Origin of the sequence: Microbacterium sp. NPDC091382, assembly GCF_044757025.1 — a bacterium.
Lineage (GTDB): Bacteria > Actinomycetota > Actinomycetes > Actinomycetales > Microbacteriaceae > Microbacterium.
This window is the reverse complement of record NZ_JBIVUD010000001.1, coordinates 1212710-1229084: the sequence shown is the minus strand read 5'-3', so window position 1 is coordinate 1229084 and position 16375 is coordinate 1212710. Positions and strand designations below refer to the sequence as shown.

The following is a 16375-nucleotide window of genomic DNA, read 5'->3' as shown; positions in this document are numbered from 1 at the left end:
CGGCGGGCAGCGGCAGCGGCCCTCGCCCGACGCGGCGAAGGGACCGACGCCGAACGAGCGGATGCAACGGCACCCCGCCCGGTCAGCGGATGCCGTCAGTCGCGGCCGTGGCGCGGCTTGCGAGCCGGCCGGTCGTCGTACGAGCGCTGCGGCCGGTCGTCGTAGGAGCGCTTCGGCCGCTCGCCGCCGGGACGGCCGCGGTCGGGGCGGATCTCGATGAGCTGACCCGAGATGCGGGTGCCCTTCAGTCGCTCCAGGACCGAGGCATCCATCGACGTCGGCAGTTCGACGAGCGAGAAGTCGGGACGGATCGTGATGGCCCCGAAGTCGTCGCGGCCGAGGCCGCCCTCGTTCGCGAGCGCGCCGACGATCTGGCGCGGCTCGACGCGCTGACGACGTCCCACGGCGATGCGGTAGGTCGTGAAGTCGCCCTTGCCGCGGCGCTCGCGCGGCCCGTCAACGCGAGCAGGTCGGTCCTTGCGGGTGCCGCGTTCGGCGTCTGCGGCGAGGGTCTTCGCGAGCTGGTCCGACGCCGGGTCGAGCAGCAGCGGCGTCTCGCCCTGCGCGACGACGGCGAGGGCGGCGGCGACGTCCTGCTCGGGCACATCGTGGTTGCGGACGTAGTGCGCGATCACATCGCGGAAGCCGGCGATCCGGTCGGTCTCGGCGAGCGCCGCCGTGATCGCGTCGTCGAAGCGCGCGAGACGCGTCGAGTTGATGTCCTCGGTCGTCGGCAGCTGCATCTGCGTCGGCGCCTGTCGGGTCGCGCGCTCGATGTGCGCGAGCAGGTAGCGCTCGCGCGGGGTCACGAAGCTGATCGCGTCGCCCTTGCGACCCGCACGCCCCGTGCGGCCGATGCGGTGCACGTACGACTCGGTGTCGGTCGGGATGTCGAAGTTCACGACGTGGCTGATGCGCTCGACGTCGAGACCGCGGGCAGCCACGTCGGTCGCGACGAGGATGTCGAGCTTGCCGTCCTTGAGCTGCTGGATGCTGCGCTCGCGCTGCGGCTGCGGGATGTCGCCGTTGATCGGCGCCGCACTGAAGCCGCGGGCGCGCAGCTTCTCGGCGAGGGTCTCGGTCTCGTTCTTCGTGCGGACGAAGATGATCATCCCGTCGAAGTCCTCGACCTCGAGGATGCGCGTGAGGGCGTCGACCTTCTGCTGATACGACACGATCAGGTACCGCTGCGTGATGTTCGTGTTCGTGGAGGTCTTGGTCTTGACCGTGATCTCCTCCGGGTCGCGCAGGTACTGCTGCGCGAGACGACGGATGGATGCCGGCATGGTCGCCGAGAACAGGGCGACCTGCTTCTCCTCCGGGGTCTTGGCGAGGATCTGCTCGACGTCCTCGGCGAAGCCCATCTTCAGCATCTCGTCGGCCTCGTCGAGGACGAGGTTCTTGAGCTGCGAGAGGTCGAGGGTGCCCTTCTCGAGATGGTCCATGATGCGGCCGGGGGTACCGACGACGATGTGCACCCCGCGACGGAGGGCGGACAGCTGCACGCCGTAGCCCTGGCCGCCGTAGACGGGGAGCACGTGGACGTTCTTCATGCGGGCGGCGTAGGACTCGAACGCCTCGCACACCTGGAGCGCGAGCTCACGGGTCGGGGCCAGGACGAGCGCCTGCGGCGTCTTCTGCGTCAGGTCGAGGTTCTCCATGATCGGCAGGGCGAACGCGGCGGTCTTGCCGGTACCGGTCTGCGCCATGCCGACGACGTCGCGGCCGCCGAGGAGGACGGGGATGGTCGCGGCCTGGATCGCGGAAGGCGTCTCGTAGCCGAGGTCCTTGATGGCGGCGAGGACGGAACCGGTGAGGCCCAGCTCGTCGAAGCCGGGAAGGGCGGGGGTCTCTGCGGATTCGGTCGGGGTCTGGGGGTCACTCACCTACCCACAGTAGTGGAGCGGCCTGGGAAGCGCCCGGGCCGCTCAGCCGGCAGCGCTGCGGTACCGCCTCGGCTTGCCCTCGCCGAGCTCGATCAGACGATCGCGCCGGGTCACGACGACGCGTCTGTCGAGCAGCGCGGAGAGGGCGCGCTCGACGGCATCCGCGTCACCACCGACGATCCGCGCGTCGACGGCGCCGTCCGCCGTCTGCTCGACGCTCCACCCCCGCGCACCGTGGGTCTGCAACTGCTGCGTGAGATCGACGCAGGGGACGCGGCGCCCGTCGCCGGCGAGGAACACCGTGTTCTCGCGTCCCTCGAGGTCGGCGATCCCGACGCCGCCGTCCGCGAAGCGCACGAGCCGCCCCGTGTCGCCCGTGCGGTAGCGGACGAGCGGCAGCAACGGGTTCTCTCCCGCCGTCACCGTGACCTCACCCATCTCCCCGTCCGGCACGGGGTCCCCGGCGGCATCCAGGATCTCGACGTGCACCCGCCGGTCGAGCACGCGGAAGGGCCCGTCATCGGTGCGGACCGCGATGGGCCGGGTCTCGTGCAGGCCGTAGACGTCGATGACGGAGCATCCGAACGCGTCCTCGAGGTCGGCGCGCAGCGGCGCGGACAGCGCCATCGCTCCCGAGAAGAGCGCGAGCGGTCGCACCGCCGTGCGCAGGTCCGGGTGGAGGAGCTCGGCGAGGCTCGTCGGGTGACCCGAGATCACCTGCGGGTCGGCGTCCCGCAGGAACGCGCCCCGGTCCCCGGCCCGCCGCCACGCGCCCGGATCCAGGTTCAGCCGCGCCATCGCGCGGTGCGCGAATCCGCTCACGAGCGAGACGTACGTGAACGCCTGCCGCTGCAGGACGACGGATGCCACGGCGAACCGCTCGCCGTCGGGAGCCCAGTCGATCCCCTGCGCCCGGACGAGCGAGACCATGAGGTGGAAGCCGCGGGCGACCTCTTCGACGTCGTCGGGGATCAGGAGGGCGGCACCGGTCGACCCGGAACTGGTCCCGTGCAGCATCCGGTCGAGATCGGCGTCGAGCGGGACGAAGGAGGCGAGGTCGTCGACCAGGTGCTGGCGCGTGATCGGCGGGAAGTCCGTCAGCGCCGTGAGGCCGCCGCGGCCCCGGTACGCGAGCAGGTTCCGCGCCGCCTCGAGGTGCGCCTCGAGCCAGCCGTCCGTCGGGAGCGGGACGCGGGTTCGCTCGACCATCTCGGCCGTCAGCCGATCGCCCGTCGCGTGCACCCAGTCCGGTGCGGCGGGATGCCGGCGCCACCGGCGCAGGCGTGCGGCACCGGAGGCATCCATCGTGGGCCAGCGTTCCGCGTCGGTCAGGACGGCCGCCGAGCCCGGGGCGTATTCGGCCAGCGCGAGGGGGTCGTCGGGGTCACTCACTTGAGTACCTCGCCGCCGCCTCCTTCGCGCGCGCCTCGGCGAGCCGGCGGGCGATCTCGTCGCGATGCCGGTGGGCGGCGTAGGCCTGTGCGAGCGCCTCGTTGCGACGGAGCGAATCGCGGGCCTCGAGCAGACTGCGCGCGGTCGCGACGTCCTCGCCCGCCGGGCGCAACCCGGCCCAGAGGAGGAACGTCCGGACGGCCTCCTCGCGGCGCTCGTCGTCGGAGAGCCACTCCCAGGGGTCGACGACCGGCGCGAGGCGGAGAGCGAGCGCGTCGACGGCGCGTCCGATCCCCGGCGCTGCCGCGACGGCAGGAGCGAACGGCTCGACGAGGTCTTCGCTGGCGACGAGCCACAGACCGATCGCGGCCCCGCGGCGGACCCGCCCGTCGTCTGCGTGATCGATGGCCAGCAGCCGGGGCCGCAGGACGTCGCCCGCCAGCGCCACGAGCGACACCCGCCCGTCGAGGAAGGGGCGCGGTACGCTCGCCATCCGCGCGGCGACCGCCGCGAGCGAGGGACCGGGGACGGTGGCCTGCCAGGCGCGGTCCTCGGGCGGGGCCGACGCCGACCACGCCGACAGCAGGGCTTCGGAGTCAGCCATGGAGGGCCTCCGCCAATCGGGCGCACGCGGCGGGTGCGTCATCCATCGTCCGGACGTGGAGGACCTCGTACCCGGCAGCCTCTGCCTGCGCGTCGACCCGCGAGGAGCGGACGGTGAGCAGAAGCGTGGCCGTCGTCAACAGGGGCCGCACACGCTCGGCGACGTCGGCGTGACCCGCGTTGCCGTCGCCGAACATCGAGACCAGCCCGTCGTCCGAGAGGACGAGGAGGTGCCGTCGCTCATCGGGTCCAGGGGGACGGAGCCCGGCGTAGCGCCGCTCGAGCAGGTCGAGCGGGAAGGTCGTCCCCCCGCCGAAGTAGCAGGCCAGGTCACGGACGACGCCGCTCACCGTGCGCTGGAAGTCCTCGGATCCGGCGACCTGCCCGGGTCCCGAGAAGCTCGTCACGCGTACGCGGCCACCTCCGCGGAGCACCGACAGCGCGACGATCATGCCGGCGAGGACCGCCGGCGATCCCCGATCGGGCCGCGACATGGAACCCGAGGAGTCGATGAAGACATCCAGCGCGATGCTCGCCTCGCGCGGCGCCGGCTCGTCGGGCAGGAACGACCTCCGGCGCGTCGTGACGCCGGGGAGGACGGTGGCCCCCGCCTGGAGCGTGGCCGACCAGTCGAGATCCGCGAGGTCGTCGCCCGCCTCCCAGACCTCGAGGGGGCCGGGCAGTTCCGGAGCGGGGACCGCCGGCATCCGCTGCGTCAACGACCGCACCCACGGCGCCGCCTCGGCGCGGTACCAGGCGGCCATGACCTCATCGGGGTCGCTCGCCCCGTACAGCTCGAGCGTGCGGGCGAGCCCGAGGGCTTGACCCTTGCCCTGCCCGATCCCGTCGCCGTCCCGATCCAGGGTGAGGCCGCCGGGAGTGTTGCCGGGGTGATCGGGGATGCCGCCGTGCAACCGCCGGTCGGAGAGGATGCGTCCGAGCTCCTCCGACGTGGCGGGCGCGTCGTCGGCCGCGCATCCGGCGCCCTGCTCGGACGTCGGTCCGGGCTTCGCTGAGCGCTGCCGCTCGACGATGTAGGGCGCGGTGAGCACGCCGAACCGGAGCGCGCCGAGCACCGGATCGTGGGCGAAGGACCGCACGACGCGCGCGAGCTGGTCGGCGTCGGCCGCGGGCTGCGTCGTGATCGCACCCGAGAGCTCGGCGGCGATGCGATCGCGCTCACGCCGGGCTTCGCGGAGGGCCCGCTCCTTCTCGCGGTGCTTCTCGGGGATGCTGTCCAGCGGCGGCTCGTTCCGAGCCCCGGGTGCCGCCCGCGGGGTCGGAGCCGGCGGGGCGGGGGGGCAGAGGCGACCGGCGGGGAGTCCCCACACGAGCTCGAACGTGCGCAGGTAGACCCACCAGAGGCGGTCGGCGCTGCCCGGCGCGGGGAGCGTCGCCTGCACGAGACGTACGATGCCGACCGGTGCGGTGTCGCCCCGACGGTGCTGCAGCAGCGCGACCCGGGCGTTGACCAGCAGGTCGGTCCAGAGGTTGGACAGGAGGGCGAGGTCCTCACCGCCGACGGGGTCGGCACCCGCAGCGGCGAGCGCGCGGGCGAGCTGATGCCGGATCTTCAACGCATCCGTCCGCGTCGCGGGGGCGAGCACGTGGTGGCCGATCTCGTGGGCGAACAGACTCTCCACCTCGTCCTCGACGCCCCAGGCCCGGATCACCTCGGGGTCGACGGTGACCGACGGCGGGAAGGAGAACCACGCTGCGGTCCCCTTGGCGGCACCCTCGCCGGGAGCGAGGCGCACGTCGCGCAGGTGCACGCCCCAGAGCTCCAGCGCGCTCTGCCAGGCCTGCAGGGTTCCGCCCTCGGGCGACACCGTGGCGGCGGCGCTCACGCTGCGTCCCTCACATGGACCCAGGCGAGGTAGGAATCCGGGAAGGACACGATGCTCGCCGCTCCGCCGGAAGCGGCCTCGGGAGCATCGTCGAGCGGTCGGAGCCGCGACCCCCACACGTCGGCGTCGAGACGCCACCACTGCTCCCCCGTCCGGATGCCGAAGGCCCCCGCATCGGCGAGCGCGACCGCCTCGACCGGCGGCTCGATCCACGCCCCGCCCAGGCCGACGAAGCCTCCGACGGCGCAGACGTAGCCGCGGGATGCCTCCCGGCCCGGCCACCAGAACCGGTCGTCGTGCTGCGCCTCGAGGAATCTGCCGAGGTCCGCGGAATCGAGCGCGAGTGCGGCGGCCGCGGCATCCGGATGCGTCTGTGACAACCGCGCCAGACGCTGCAGGGCGTCGGCCCGGAACGCGAGCGCCCCGGCCCGCCAGGCGGCGACACCGGCGAGATCGACGACGTCGACGTCGGATGCCGCGGCGAACCCCGCAGCGAGCGAGGCGGCGAAGCGCGCGGGATCCCCGCCCGCGGCCGCGGTGTTCCGCGCTGCGAGGTCGACGTCGACACCCTCGACGTGCGGCATACCTGCGGCCGGCGGTGGAGCCGCGAGGTGGCCGGGGCGCCGGATCACGCGCGGCGCTCCGCCCACCGCAGGTAGGCGGTGTAGCGCTGGTGGAGGTACTTCAAGGTGACGAGGTCGTCGAAGTCGCGACCGTAGACCTTGCCGGTCGCCGCGACGGCACGGATGCGCGCCTCGATCGCAGTGAGGCGGCGCGAGGCGTCGACGGCGCTGACACCGTCGAGCCCACGGTCGAGCTCGGCGAGCAGCGTGCGGACGGGATCGTCCTGGCCTCGTCCGAGCGCCTCGAACTGACGGCAGGACTGCGTGAACATGTCGCTCAGCCAGCTCGACAGGTCGCTGGCGAGCTCGCGCTCCGCCCCGATGTCGAAGCGCGGGTGCGTCGGGTTCGGCAGCAGTTTGCCGCGGAGGACGAACGGCAGGATCGCGGCGACGTCGGCGACCTCGACCGCCGGCCGCCCGCGGAACCACGCCATCGCCTTCGCGTACAGGATGAGCGTCTGGAGGGCGCGCACCGAGAGTCCGTTGAGCGTCTGCGCCCCGAGGTCGGCGTAGAGGTCCGCTCCGGAGTTGGATTCGATGACCTCGGGGACACGCCCGCCCGCGGTCGTCACGGTGTCCTTCGTCCGGTACTCGAACCGACGCCCGCCGCCCTGGACGAACTCGAAGTGGCTGAAGAAGAACTCGAGGCGGCGACGCACGGCATCCGGAACGGGAACGGCCCGCACCTCGGCTCGCACCCTCCGCTGCTCGTCACCGTCGAAGACGAGCTCGTCGGGCACGTGCTCCTCGGGCTTCTCCCCCGCCTCGACACGGGCGACGAGCTCGTCGAAGAAGCGGCTGTTGAACCCCGCCGCCGGCACGGTCACGTCCATCCGGTCCCGCAGCGCCTGGATCACCGGGAAGGTCCCGCCGCCGGCGTCGTCGTTCGCCGTGAAGAACCAGCTCTCGACGCCCGACTCCGGTGCCGTCCGGCGCATCTGGTCGTGACTCTCGACGTACCCTTCGGCCACCATCGTCAGAAGCGCCGACTGGGTCTTCGTCGGGATGCGGTTGTACTCGTCGACGATCTTGACAGGACGCGTGAGCCACTCGCGCCACGCGATGCCGATCTCGGCCAGCGACCCGGCCTGCACGAGGTCGCGGGGCAGCGGGATGCCGACCAGATCGCTGATCGTGAGCTGCGGCTGACCCTGTTGCACCCCGCGCCGGACCTCCTCCGCCGTGGAGCCCGCGAGCACTCCCATGAGGACGGCGACCGTGGTCTTGCCGCGCCCGGGTCCGCCGATGAGCAGGCACTTGCCCCCGACGAGGAACGACAGGAGCGGGAGCAGGACGTTGGACGAGAACGAGGGCTGCGTCGGCAGGCTGATCTGCGCCCCGGCATCCCCCACCCCGAAGGTCAGCGGATCGCCGTCGGAGAACTCGATGTCGTAGTACGGCGAGATGACCGCGCGGTTGACGATCCAGTAGTACGCGCGACGCGCTTTCTCATCGAGCGCGGGAGCCTCGGCGCGGCCGGGCGCCCGGAAGAGGTCGTCCGCCGTGAGGGGTGCGACGCCGGCGTCCGCTCCGGTCGTCGTGGGTGACTCCGAGAGCTTGTGCCAGCGGTCCGCCATCGCGCCAGCCTAACGGGAGGCGCCGCTCCCCCGGCGACCGCGGAGGGCCTCCTGCTCGGCGAGGGGTCGCCCCTCGAGAGGCGCCGCGAACGAGGTCGCCCGGGCGATCGCCTCGCGCACGACGGGCAGGGCTGCGGCGACCCGTTCGGGAACGGACCCCCGCACCTCCAGCCACGGCACCGGCTGCTCGGCGAGCACCTCGCGGAACCGGTCCTGCATCGCGTGCCGGATGTGCTCGCCGTCGCGCATCCCGTCCTGCACGAACGGGATTTCGTCGCCCGTGAGGACGTACAGAGCGGGCTGATGCTGCTCGGCGCGACGACGGATGCCGGGGGCCGCCGACCCGACGTAGCGCTCGTGCCAGAGCGCGGTGGCGAGCACGTCGGTGTCGCAGATCAGCATCGGCGCGGGGACGCGGCGGAGCGCGGCATCCTCCATCGCGATCTGCCGATCCACGATGAGATCGAACTCGTCGCTGCGCCAGGGGGCGTCGAGTCCCCCGACGCGGATCTCGGAGTACTCACGGCCGTATTCGGGTACCCAGGTCGTGCCGAGCTCGGCGGCGAGTGCTTCAGCGAGAGTGGTCGACCCGGTGGACTCGGCGCCGAGGACGACGATGCGGGCTGCGAGCGAGGCCCGCGACGCCGGGGCGAGCTCGTGCCAGTGCGCGGCGATGTCCGCGCGGATGGCCGTCCCCGAGACCGGATTGTGGACGCGTCCCGGATCGACCTGCACCCAGGTCGCGCCGAGGCGTCGGGCGAGCTCCTCGCCGTAGGCGTCGGACGTGAAGACCGCGTCCGCCGGGGCGTCGAGCAGGCCCGCGATCGTCGCGGTGTGCGCCTGCCACGCGGTGTCGGAGGCGAAGTCGACGGGGGTGTCGTCGAGGTGGTCGACCACCCGTGTCGTCGGGTGCTCCTCGCGGATCCACGCGGCGCGCTCGGCGAGCGGGATGGACTCCACGGAGGCGGCGATGACCTCGACGGTCACGCGTTCGCACTCCCGCACGGCGGAGCGGATGAGGTGGGCGTGACCGGCGTGCAGGGGGTAGAACTTCCCCACCACGATGCCGTGGCGGAACCGCTTGTCAGACACGCGCGGCCGCGACCTCGTCGGGAGCGAGGGTCTGCTCCACGCGCCGCCAGCCGACGAACCCTCCGACGCAGAGTGCGATGAAGAGGACGTAGAGCGCCGCGACGATCCACAGGCCCGTCACGATCGACAGCGCGACGAAGGCGATGTCGACCCCGATCCAGACGAACCAGTTCTCGATCCACTTGCGGTTGAGCATGTACTGGGCGACGAGGCTCGCCGCGGTGGTCGCGGCATCCGCCAGCGCCACCTGCGAGTCCGTGAACGTCGCGAGGAACCAGGCCAGCAGCGCCGTACCGCCGATCCCGGCGACCACGAGCCACGGGACGGCGCGACGCGGCGTGCGGGCGATGTACCCCTTGTCCTGCTCGACGCCGCGCGCCCAGCGGACCCAACCGTGAACGCCGAGCACGAGGTACACGACCTGAAGGGCGGCTGCGGCGTACAGCCCCGCCGGCACGAAGACGGCGAGGAAGACGATGTTGTTGGCGATGCCGAGGGGGTAGGTCCAGATGTTCCGACGCGCGGCCAGGAACACGCACGCGGCCCCCGTCGCGAATCCGACGATCTGCATCCATTCGGCCAGGATCCACTCGAGCACACGATGAGCCTAGGCGCGCGTCGACCCGGTCCCGACCACGGCGATGCGCGCGGACGTATGATTGTCCGTTGCGCCTGCCGACCGAACGGACTGCCTCGTGATCGAGATCCTCACCCCTGACCAGATCGACCGTGCCCGCACGACGGGTGGACTCGTCGGCGACATCCTGCACGGCATCAAGGAGCGGGTGAAGCCGGGGACGAACCTCCTCGAGATCGACGCGTGGGCGAAGGACATGATCCTGGGCGCGGGCGCCGAGTCCTGCTACGTGGACTACGCGCCGTCGTTCGGTCGCGGGCCGTTCGGCCACTACATCTGCACGGCGGTCAACGACGCCGTGCTCCACGGACGGCCGCGCGATCAGCGCGTCGTCGCGGGCGACCTGCTCACCCTCGACCTCGCGATCAAGACCAGCGGCGTCGCCGCGGACGCCGCGATCAGCTTCACGGTCGGCGGCGGCGCCCACGCCGAGAACGACCCGCTCATCACCGCAACCGAACAGGCACTGGCCGCCGGCATCGAGGCGGCGCAGCCCGGCGCGCGGATCGGCGACATCTCCGCTGCCATCGGCGACGTGCTCACCGCGGCCGGCTACCCCGTCAACACGGAGTTCGGGGGGCACGGCATCGGCACGACGATGCACCAGGACCCGCACGTGTCGAACATCGGCCGCGCCGGTCGTGGCTACCGGCTTCGCCCCGGCCTCATGCTCGCGATCGAGCCGTGGGTCATGGTCGACACCGACGAGCTGAAGATCGACGACGACGGCTGGACGCTCCGCAGCGCCACGGGATGCCGCACCGCCCACACCGAGCACACGGTCGCGATCCTCGAGTCGGGTAACGAGATCCTCACGCGCCCCACCCGTTGACGCGCGACACACCCCTCGCCGCGGGGGCCCGCGACGCTACGCTCGGAGGGTGACCGAACGCGCCCCCGTCTCCGCCAAACTCTCCGCCATCGCCGAGTCCGCGACCCTCAAGGTCGACGCCAAGGCGAAGGCCCTGCAGGCCGCCGGTCGCCCGGTGATCTCGTACGCCGCCGGAGAGCCCGACTTCGCGACGCCGCAGTTCGTCGTGGATGCCGCGGCCGAGGCCCTCCGCGATCCCGCGAACTTCCGCTACACGCCCGCCGCCGGCCTGCCGGTCCTCCGCGAGGCGATCGCCGCGAAGACCCTGCGCGACTCGGGCCTCGAGGTCGCGCCCTCGCAGGTCATCGTCACCAACGGCGGCAAGCAGTCCGTCTACCAGGCCTTCCAGGCCGTCGTGAATCCGGGCGACGAGGTCCTCCTCCCCGCCCCCTACTGGACCACCTACCCCGAGGCGATCGCCCTCGCCGACGGTGTGCCCGTCGAGGTGTTCGCCGGCGCCGACCAGGAGTACAAGGTCACCGTCGACCAGCTCGAAGCCGCCCGCACCGACAAGACGACGGTGCTCGTGTTCGTGTCGCCGTCGAACCCGACCGGCGCGGTCTACACCCCTGACGAGACGAAGGCCATCGGCGAGTGGGCCCTCGCCCACGGCATCTGGGTCATCAGCGACGAGATCTACCAGAACCTCGTCTACGAGGGCGCCCGGGCCCAGTCGATCGTCGAGGCCGTGCCGGGGCTCGCCGGCCAGACGATCCTCGTGAACGGCGTCGCGAAGACGTACGCCATGACCGGCTGGCGTGTCGGCTGGATGGTCGGCCCCGCCGACGCCATCAAGGTCGCCGGCAACCTGCAGTCGCACCTGTCCTCCAACGTCAACAACATCGCCCAGCGTGCCGCCCTGGCCGCCCTCACCGGACCGCAGGACGAGGCCGAGAAGATGCGGCAGGCGTTCGACCGTCGTCGCGGCCTGATCGTCTCCGAGCTCGCGAAGATCCCCGGTGTCACCGTCCCGAACCCGCTGGGCGCGTTCTACGTCTACCCCGACGTGACCGGCCTGCTCGGCCGTGAATGGGACGGTGTCCGCGTCGACACGTCGCTCGAGCTCGCCGACCTCATCCTCGAGCGCGCCGAGGTGGCCGTCGTCCCGGGCGAGGCGTTCGGGCCGTCGGGCTACCTGCGCCTGTCGTACGCACTCGGCGAGGACCAGCTCCTCGAGGGCGTGCAGCGCCTGCAGCGTCTCTTCGGCTGAGTCCGACGGGCTCCGCCGACGATCACCGACGTCCCACTCCGGCCGGGAATGAGCGCGCTTTTCCCGGCCGGATCGGGACCTCGGCGTCAGGGCTCGATCAGAGCTCGACGTCGAAGAGCACCGGCTCGGGCTGCAGGAGCACACCGAACTCGGACTGCACGCGCTGCTGGATGAGCCGCGCGAGCGCGGCGACCTCTTCGGCGGTCGCGCGCCCGCGGTTGGTGAGCGCGAGCGCGTGCTTCGTCGACAGCGACGCCTGGGAGCCCGGCAGCCGGAACCCCTTGCGCATGCCCGCGTGCTCGATGAGCCACGCGGCGCTGATCTTGACGGGCGCGGGTCCGTCTGCACGCGGCGGGATGAAACCGTCGAACCGGTCGAGCGGGATCACCCGGTCCGCGTCCATCGCGGGCGCCATCGACCATCGGGGGGCCTCGGCGGGGAGGGTCGCCGCGAACTGCGCCGACACCACCGGGTTCTGGAAGAACGAGCCGGCGCTCCAGGTGTCGTGATCGTCCTCGTCGAGCACCATCCCCTTGCGGGCGCGGATCTCGAGGACCGTCTCGCGGATCCAGGCGAGCGGGACTGCGGCATCCGCTTCCAGTCCCAGCGCGGAGCGCAGCTGCGGGCCGCGCACGGGAACGGCGCCGTGACCGACCTGCGCGAGCTCCAGGGTGACCGACAGGATGACGGCGGAGCGCTCGGGCACCGACCCGTAGTGCCTCTTCAGAACCGAGGTGCGAAGTCCGAGACCCAGATCGGATGCCGGGACCACCGACACGTCACCGGTGGCCTCGTCGATGAGCTCCACCTCGACGAGGGTCTCGACGATCTCCTGACCGTAGGCGCCGACGTTCTGGATGGGGGCCGCTCCCGTGGTGCCGGGGATGCCGGCCATCGCCTCGATGCCGCTGAGTCCGGCCGCGACCGTCTGCGCGACGAGGTCGTCCCACGAGTGGCCCGCCTGCACCTTGAGTCGCACGTGACCCGGGTTCGGCGACGGCAGCCGCTCGATGCCGGTCGTACGCATGAGGATGACGGTGCCGTCGAACTCCTCGTCGGCGAAGAGCAGATTCGAGCCGCCGCCGAGGACGAGCCATCGCTCCCCCGTGGCCCAGACGTCGCGGAGCGCATCGACGAGCTCCGCGGTCGAGTGCGCCTCGACCATGCGGTGCGGTGTTCCGCCGACCCGCAGCGTCGTGAGCTGCGCGAGCGGGACGGGCGTGATCTCGGGCATCAGGATGCCGAGCGGACGCGCACCTGCGCTTTGCCGAGGACCGTCGTGCCGTCGTGGCTGACGGTCAGATCGATGCGCATGCCGTCGTCGTCGACCGCGCCGACCTTGGCGACGACGGTGACGTCGGCACCGCTCTCGGTGTCGACGACGACGGGCCGCGTGAAGCGGACGCCGTACTCGAGGATGCGGCCGGAGTCCCCCAGCCACTCGACGATCGTCTCGACGGCGAGCCCCATCGTGAGCATGCCGTGGGCGAGGACGCCCGGGAGGCCCACGCGCTCGGCGACGGCGTCGTTGTAGTGGATGGGGTTGAAGTCGCCCGACGCTCCCGCATAGCGCACCAGGGAGGTCCGCGTGAGGTGGACGGTGCGCTCGGCGACGACCTCGCCGATATCGAGATTCGTCATTCGTCTCCTCCGACCAGCAGGACGGATGTGGCTGTCACGACGTGGTCGCCACCGGCATCCGTGATCTCGGCCTCGCTCGTCACCATCGCACCCTTGCCGAAGGCGCGGATGCCGGTGACCGTGAGACGTCCGGTCAGCTCGTCGCCGGCGACGATGGGCCGCGTGTACCGGAACCGCTGCTCGGCGTGGACGACGCGCTCGAGGACGATGCCCGACTGCGGTTCGCTCAGCAGCTGCTGCAGCGTGATGTCCTGGACCACCATCGCGAAGGTGGGCGGCGCGACGACGTCGGCGTACCCGAGGGCCTGGGCGGCGGCGGGGTCGTCGTGCTGCGGGTCGGTGGCGAAGACGGCGCGGGCGAACTCGCGCACCTTCTCGCGTCCGACGAGATACGGGGCGGTCGGCGGGAACGCGCGACCGAGCAACTCGGGATTCACAGGCACCGGACGATCCTACCGTCCGGCTCCCGAGCCGGCTCAGCGCGAACGGTGCGCGCGGACCGCTTTGACGCCGAGCTGGATCGCGATGAAGGTGAGATAGACGGCGAAGAGGACGTTGGCCGTGAACGGGTCGACGAGCGTTGCGAGCCAGGCGCCCAGCGCGGTCGTGGTGCAGGCCGCCACGCCGATGACGGCGGCCGCGACGAGATCGACGTTGTGCCGTCGGAGATTGCCGATCGTTCCCGAGATCGCGGTGGGGATCATCATGAGAAGCGAGGTCCCCTTGGCGACGAGATCGCTCGTGCCGAAGAGGAACATGAGCGCCGGCACGACGATGACGCCGCCGCCGACGCCGAGCAGGCCCGCCATGATCCCGGTGAAGACACCGAGCGCCGCCAGGCCGGCACCGGTGCCCCAGGTCAGCGGCAGCTCCGCGTCCCGCGACGGGACGACGATGAAGAGCATCACGATCACCACGACGAGGAAGGCGATGAAGCCCCAGCGGATCACGTTCTGCGACAGTCGGGCGAGCAGCCACGTGCCGATCTGCGCGCCGACGACGGCTCCCACGGCGAGGATGACCGCCGGGATCCACGCCACCGCGTCGACGACGGCGTAGGAGATGACGCCCACGGCCGCCGTCGGCACGATCGCGGCGAGCGACGTGCCCGCGGCCCGGCGCTGGTCGAACACGAGCAGTGTCAGCAGGAGCGGCACGATGACGGTGCCGCCGCCGACGCCGAACATGCCCGACATGAGGCCGGCGAGGAGGCCGATCGCAAGAGCGCTCAGGTAGTAGCGCGGCGTGCGGTCGATGGTCGGGAGCGCGGTCACGAGGGCAGATCCGACACGAAACGCATGCGTCGACCTTACTCCCGGGCGGACACGGCGCCGATCGAGGGGTGCGGCCTACGATCGATCCATGTCCTCTTCGCTCGTCCTCGTGGCCAATGCCGGTGACTCCTCGATCAGCACCTTCCGTGTGACGGACGCCGGACTCGATCGCCTGTCCGTCACGACGGGGACCACCGGCTGCTCGAACTTCGCCGTCGACGTCGATCGCGGTCTCGTGTACGCGTCCGTGAAAGCGGACGACGACACCGCGGATCCCGGCATCCTCACCCTCTCGCTGGATCGCGGGACCGGGGAGCTGACGCCGCGATCGCGCGTCGCCCTGCCCGGCGGCGCGATGAACTACCTCTCGCTCACCCGGGGCGGATCCGTGCTCCTGGGCGCGGCGTACTCGGGCGGCTACGGCATCGTGTGCGCGGTCGACGACGACGGCGTGGTCTCCGCGCCCGCGGCGGAAGTGCAGTTCCCGCGACTGCACTCCGTGCTCGCGAGCGGCGACGGCCGCCACGCCTACTTCGTCTCGCTCGAGACCGACCTCATCGCACAGTACGAGCTCGGCGACGACCTGACCCTGTCGCCCCTCGAGCCTGCGACGGCTGCCGCCCCGTCCGGCAGCGGGCCACGGCACCTCGCCTTGAGCGACGACGAGCGGACTGTCTACGTCCTCACCGAGTTCACCGGCGAGGTCCTGCGCTACCGCCGCGACCCGTCGACCGGTGCGCTGGACCTCATCGACGCCACACCGGCTCACGATCCGTCCGAGAAGCTCCGCCACAGCGTCATCGACGAGGACCCTCGTGAGAACCACTACGTGTGGGGTGCGGACCTCCACCTCACGGACGGAGTCGTGTGGGCCTCGGAGCGTACGGCGAGCACCCTGGCCGCGCTGCGGATGCACGACGACGGCTCGCTGGCCGAACCGGAGGGGTTCGTTCCGACCGAGACGCAGCCGCGCGGGTTCGCCGTGAGCCCCGACCGCCGACTGCTGGTCGCGGCCGGCGAAGGATCGACGACCGTCTCCTTCTACCGCGTCGAGGGTGCCGACCTGCACCTCCAGGGCCGGTACGAGACCGGCCGCGGAGCGAACTGGGTGCGGTTCGCCTGATCCCGCTCAGCGCAGGAACTGCTCGGGGTCGAACTCGTCGATGGGGATGATCCGCACGCGCGGCAGCTGCGCGTCGAACGCTCCCGCGTCGTACTCGAGGTCGAAGAAGCGGATGCCGGGGATCTGAGCGAACCCGGCGTTGCGGAACTCCTCGAATGCGAGCACGCCCACGCGGCGCGAGCCGTCGGCGAGGACGCCGAGATCGTCGACGAAGTCGCCGTCGTGGCTGACGAGGACGACGTCGTCGCCGTGCTGCCGGAGCGCCTGCAGGGTCCGCTGGATGGCGAGGTCGACGACCTTCTCGTCCGCGTCGCCCGACAGCGGCACCGGCTGGTAGCCGAGCGCGAGCAATGCCTGCACGAACGACATCGGCAGGTTCGTGGAGGCGTTGAGGAAGAACAGGCCGCGCGCGTCCTGTTTCCACTGATCGGCGACGAAGGAGAGGATGCGGTCCCACCGGGGACGCTCATCGGGCTGCGGGCGTCGACCCAGGATCGACCCCCCGAGCGTCGCGTCGATGTTCTCGCCGTCGACGAGAATCCAGGTCCTGCGATTGCCGGCCATGCCGCCTCCTCCGCGCACCGTCCGAGCTGGGCCGG

The 16375-nt window shown here is 71.7% G+C and carries 16 protein-coding genes; 3 read left to right on the top strand and 13 right to left on the bottom strand.

Going from position 1 to position 16375, the window contains the following annotated elements:
* Positions 1–95: 95 nt before the first annotated feature.
* From ACIQLK_RS05965 to pnuC, 8 genes are read right to left on the bottom strand one after another with little or no spacing between them, the layout of a single operon-like run.
* Positions 96–1886, bottom strand: coding sequence for a DEAD/DEAH box helicase (locus tag ACIQLK_RS05965; RefSeq protein ID WP_400363408.1), 1791 nt, complete (start codon positions 1884–1886; stop codon positions 96–98).
* A 42-nt stretch (positions 1887–1928) separates the two neighbouring features.
* Positions 1929–3278: an AMP-binding protein gene (locus ACIQLK_RS05960; protein WP_400363406.1), complete on the bottom strand. Its 1350-nt coding sequence runs from the start codon at positions 3276–3278 to the stop codon at positions 1929–1931.
* On the bottom strand, positions 3271–3882 hold the full coding sequence (locus tag ACIQLK_RS05955; protein WP_400363405.1) for a phosphohydrolase: 612 nt from the start codon (positions 3880–3882) through the stop codon (positions 3271–3273). Before ACIQLK_RS05955 ends, ACIQLK_RS05960 begins: the two co-directional genes overlap by 8 nt.
* Entirely contained in the window at positions 3875–5728 is a 1854-nt protein-coding gene (locus ACIQLK_RS05950; protein WP_400363404.1) for a VWA domain-containing protein, read from the bottom strand. The genes ACIQLK_RS05955 and ACIQLK_RS05950 overlap by 8 nt, the downstream gene beginning before the upstream one ends.
* Complete coding sequence (locus ACIQLK_RS05945; RefSeq protein ID WP_400363403.1) at positions 5725–6312, bottom strand: potassium transporter Kef; 588 nt, start codon at positions 6310–6312, stop codon at positions 5725–5727. The genes ACIQLK_RS05950 and ACIQLK_RS05945 overlap by 4 nt, the downstream gene beginning before the upstream one ends.
* A gap of 44 nt (positions 6313–6356) precedes the next feature.
* Positions 6357–7928: an AAA family ATPase gene (locus tag ACIQLK_RS05940; RefSeq protein ID WP_400363402.1), complete on the bottom strand. Its 1572-nt coding sequence runs from the start codon at positions 7926–7928 to the stop codon at positions 6357–6359.
* 9 nt (positions 7929–7937) lie between these two features.
* Positions 7938–9020, bottom strand: a complete 1083-nt coding sequence (locus ACIQLK_RS05935; RefSeq protein WP_400363400.1) for an AAA family ATPase — start codon at positions 9018–9020, stop codon at positions 7938–7940.
* On the bottom strand, positions 9013–9618 hold the full coding sequence (gene pnuC, locus ACIQLK_RS05930) for a nicotinamide riboside transporter PnuC (protein WP_400363399.1): 606 nt from the start codon (positions 9616–9618) through the stop codon (positions 9013–9015). The genes ACIQLK_RS05935 and pnuC overlap by 8 nt, the downstream gene beginning before the upstream one ends.
* A 97-nt stretch (positions 9619–9715) precedes the next feature.
* On the opposite strand from pnuC, the gene map reads away from it, so the two are divergent.
* Entirely contained in the window at positions 9716–10489 is a 774-nt protein-coding gene (gene map, locus ACIQLK_RS05925; RefSeq protein ID WP_400363398.1) for a type I methionyl aminopeptidase, read from the top strand.
* A 49-nt stretch (positions 10490–10538) separates the two neighbouring features.
* On the top strand, positions 10539–11738 hold the full coding sequence (locus ACIQLK_RS05920) for a pyridoxal phosphate-dependent aminotransferase (protein WP_400363397.1): 1200 nt from the start codon (positions 10539–10541) through the stop codon (positions 11736–11738).
* 97 nt (positions 11739–11835) lie between these two features.
* Here the strand turns inward: ACIQLK_RS05920 and ACIQLK_RS05915 are convergent, their stop codons facing one another.
* Genes ACIQLK_RS05915 through ACIQLK_RS05900 form a run of 4 tightly spaced genes read right to left on the bottom strand, consistent with a single transcriptional unit; the run spans position 11836 to position 14653 of the window.
* Positions 11836–12972, bottom strand: coding sequence for a UDP-N-acetylmuramate dehydrogenase (locus tag ACIQLK_RS05915; protein ID WP_400363396.1), 1137 nt, complete (start codon positions 12970–12972; stop codon positions 11836–11838).
* On the bottom strand, positions 12972–13379 hold the full coding sequence (locus ACIQLK_RS05910) for a MaoC/PaaZ C-terminal domain-containing protein (protein ID WP_400363395.1): 408 nt from the start codon (positions 13377–13379) through the stop codon (positions 12972–12974). The genes ACIQLK_RS05915 and ACIQLK_RS05910 overlap by 1 nt, the downstream gene beginning before the upstream one ends.
* Positions 13376–13822, bottom strand: a complete 447-nt coding sequence (locus tag ACIQLK_RS05905) for a MaoC family dehydratase N-terminal domain-containing protein (protein ID WP_400363393.1) — start codon at positions 13820–13822, stop codon at positions 13376–13378. The genes ACIQLK_RS05910 and ACIQLK_RS05905 overlap by 4 nt, the downstream gene beginning before the upstream one ends.
* 33 nt (positions 13823–13855) lie before the next feature.
* Positions 13856–14653 carry a sulfite exporter TauE/SafE family protein gene (locus ACIQLK_RS05900; protein ID WP_400363391.1) on the bottom strand — a complete coding sequence of 266 codons (798 nt, stop codon included), beginning with the start codon at positions 14651–14653 and terminating at the stop codon, positions 13856–13858.
* Between the two features lie 88 nt (positions 14654–14741).
* Here ACIQLK_RS05900 and ACIQLK_RS05895 point away from each other — a divergent pair, with 88 nt between their 5' ends.
* Positions 14742–15776 (top strand): lactonase family protein, encoded by a 1035-nt coding sequence (locus tag ACIQLK_RS05895; protein WP_400363390.1) that lies wholly within the window; start codon positions 14742–14744, stop codon positions 15774–15776.
* Between the two features lie 6 nt (positions 15777–15782).
* Here the strand turns inward: ACIQLK_RS05895 and ACIQLK_RS05890 are convergent, their stop codons facing one another.
* The gene (locus ACIQLK_RS05890; RefSeq protein WP_400363388.1) at positions 15783–16340 is read right to left on the bottom strand and encodes an NYN domain-containing protein; all 558 of its coding nucleotides are present in this window, start codon (positions 16338–16340) and stop codon (positions 15783–15785) included.
* Between the last annotated feature and the right edge of the window lie 35 nt (positions 16341–16375).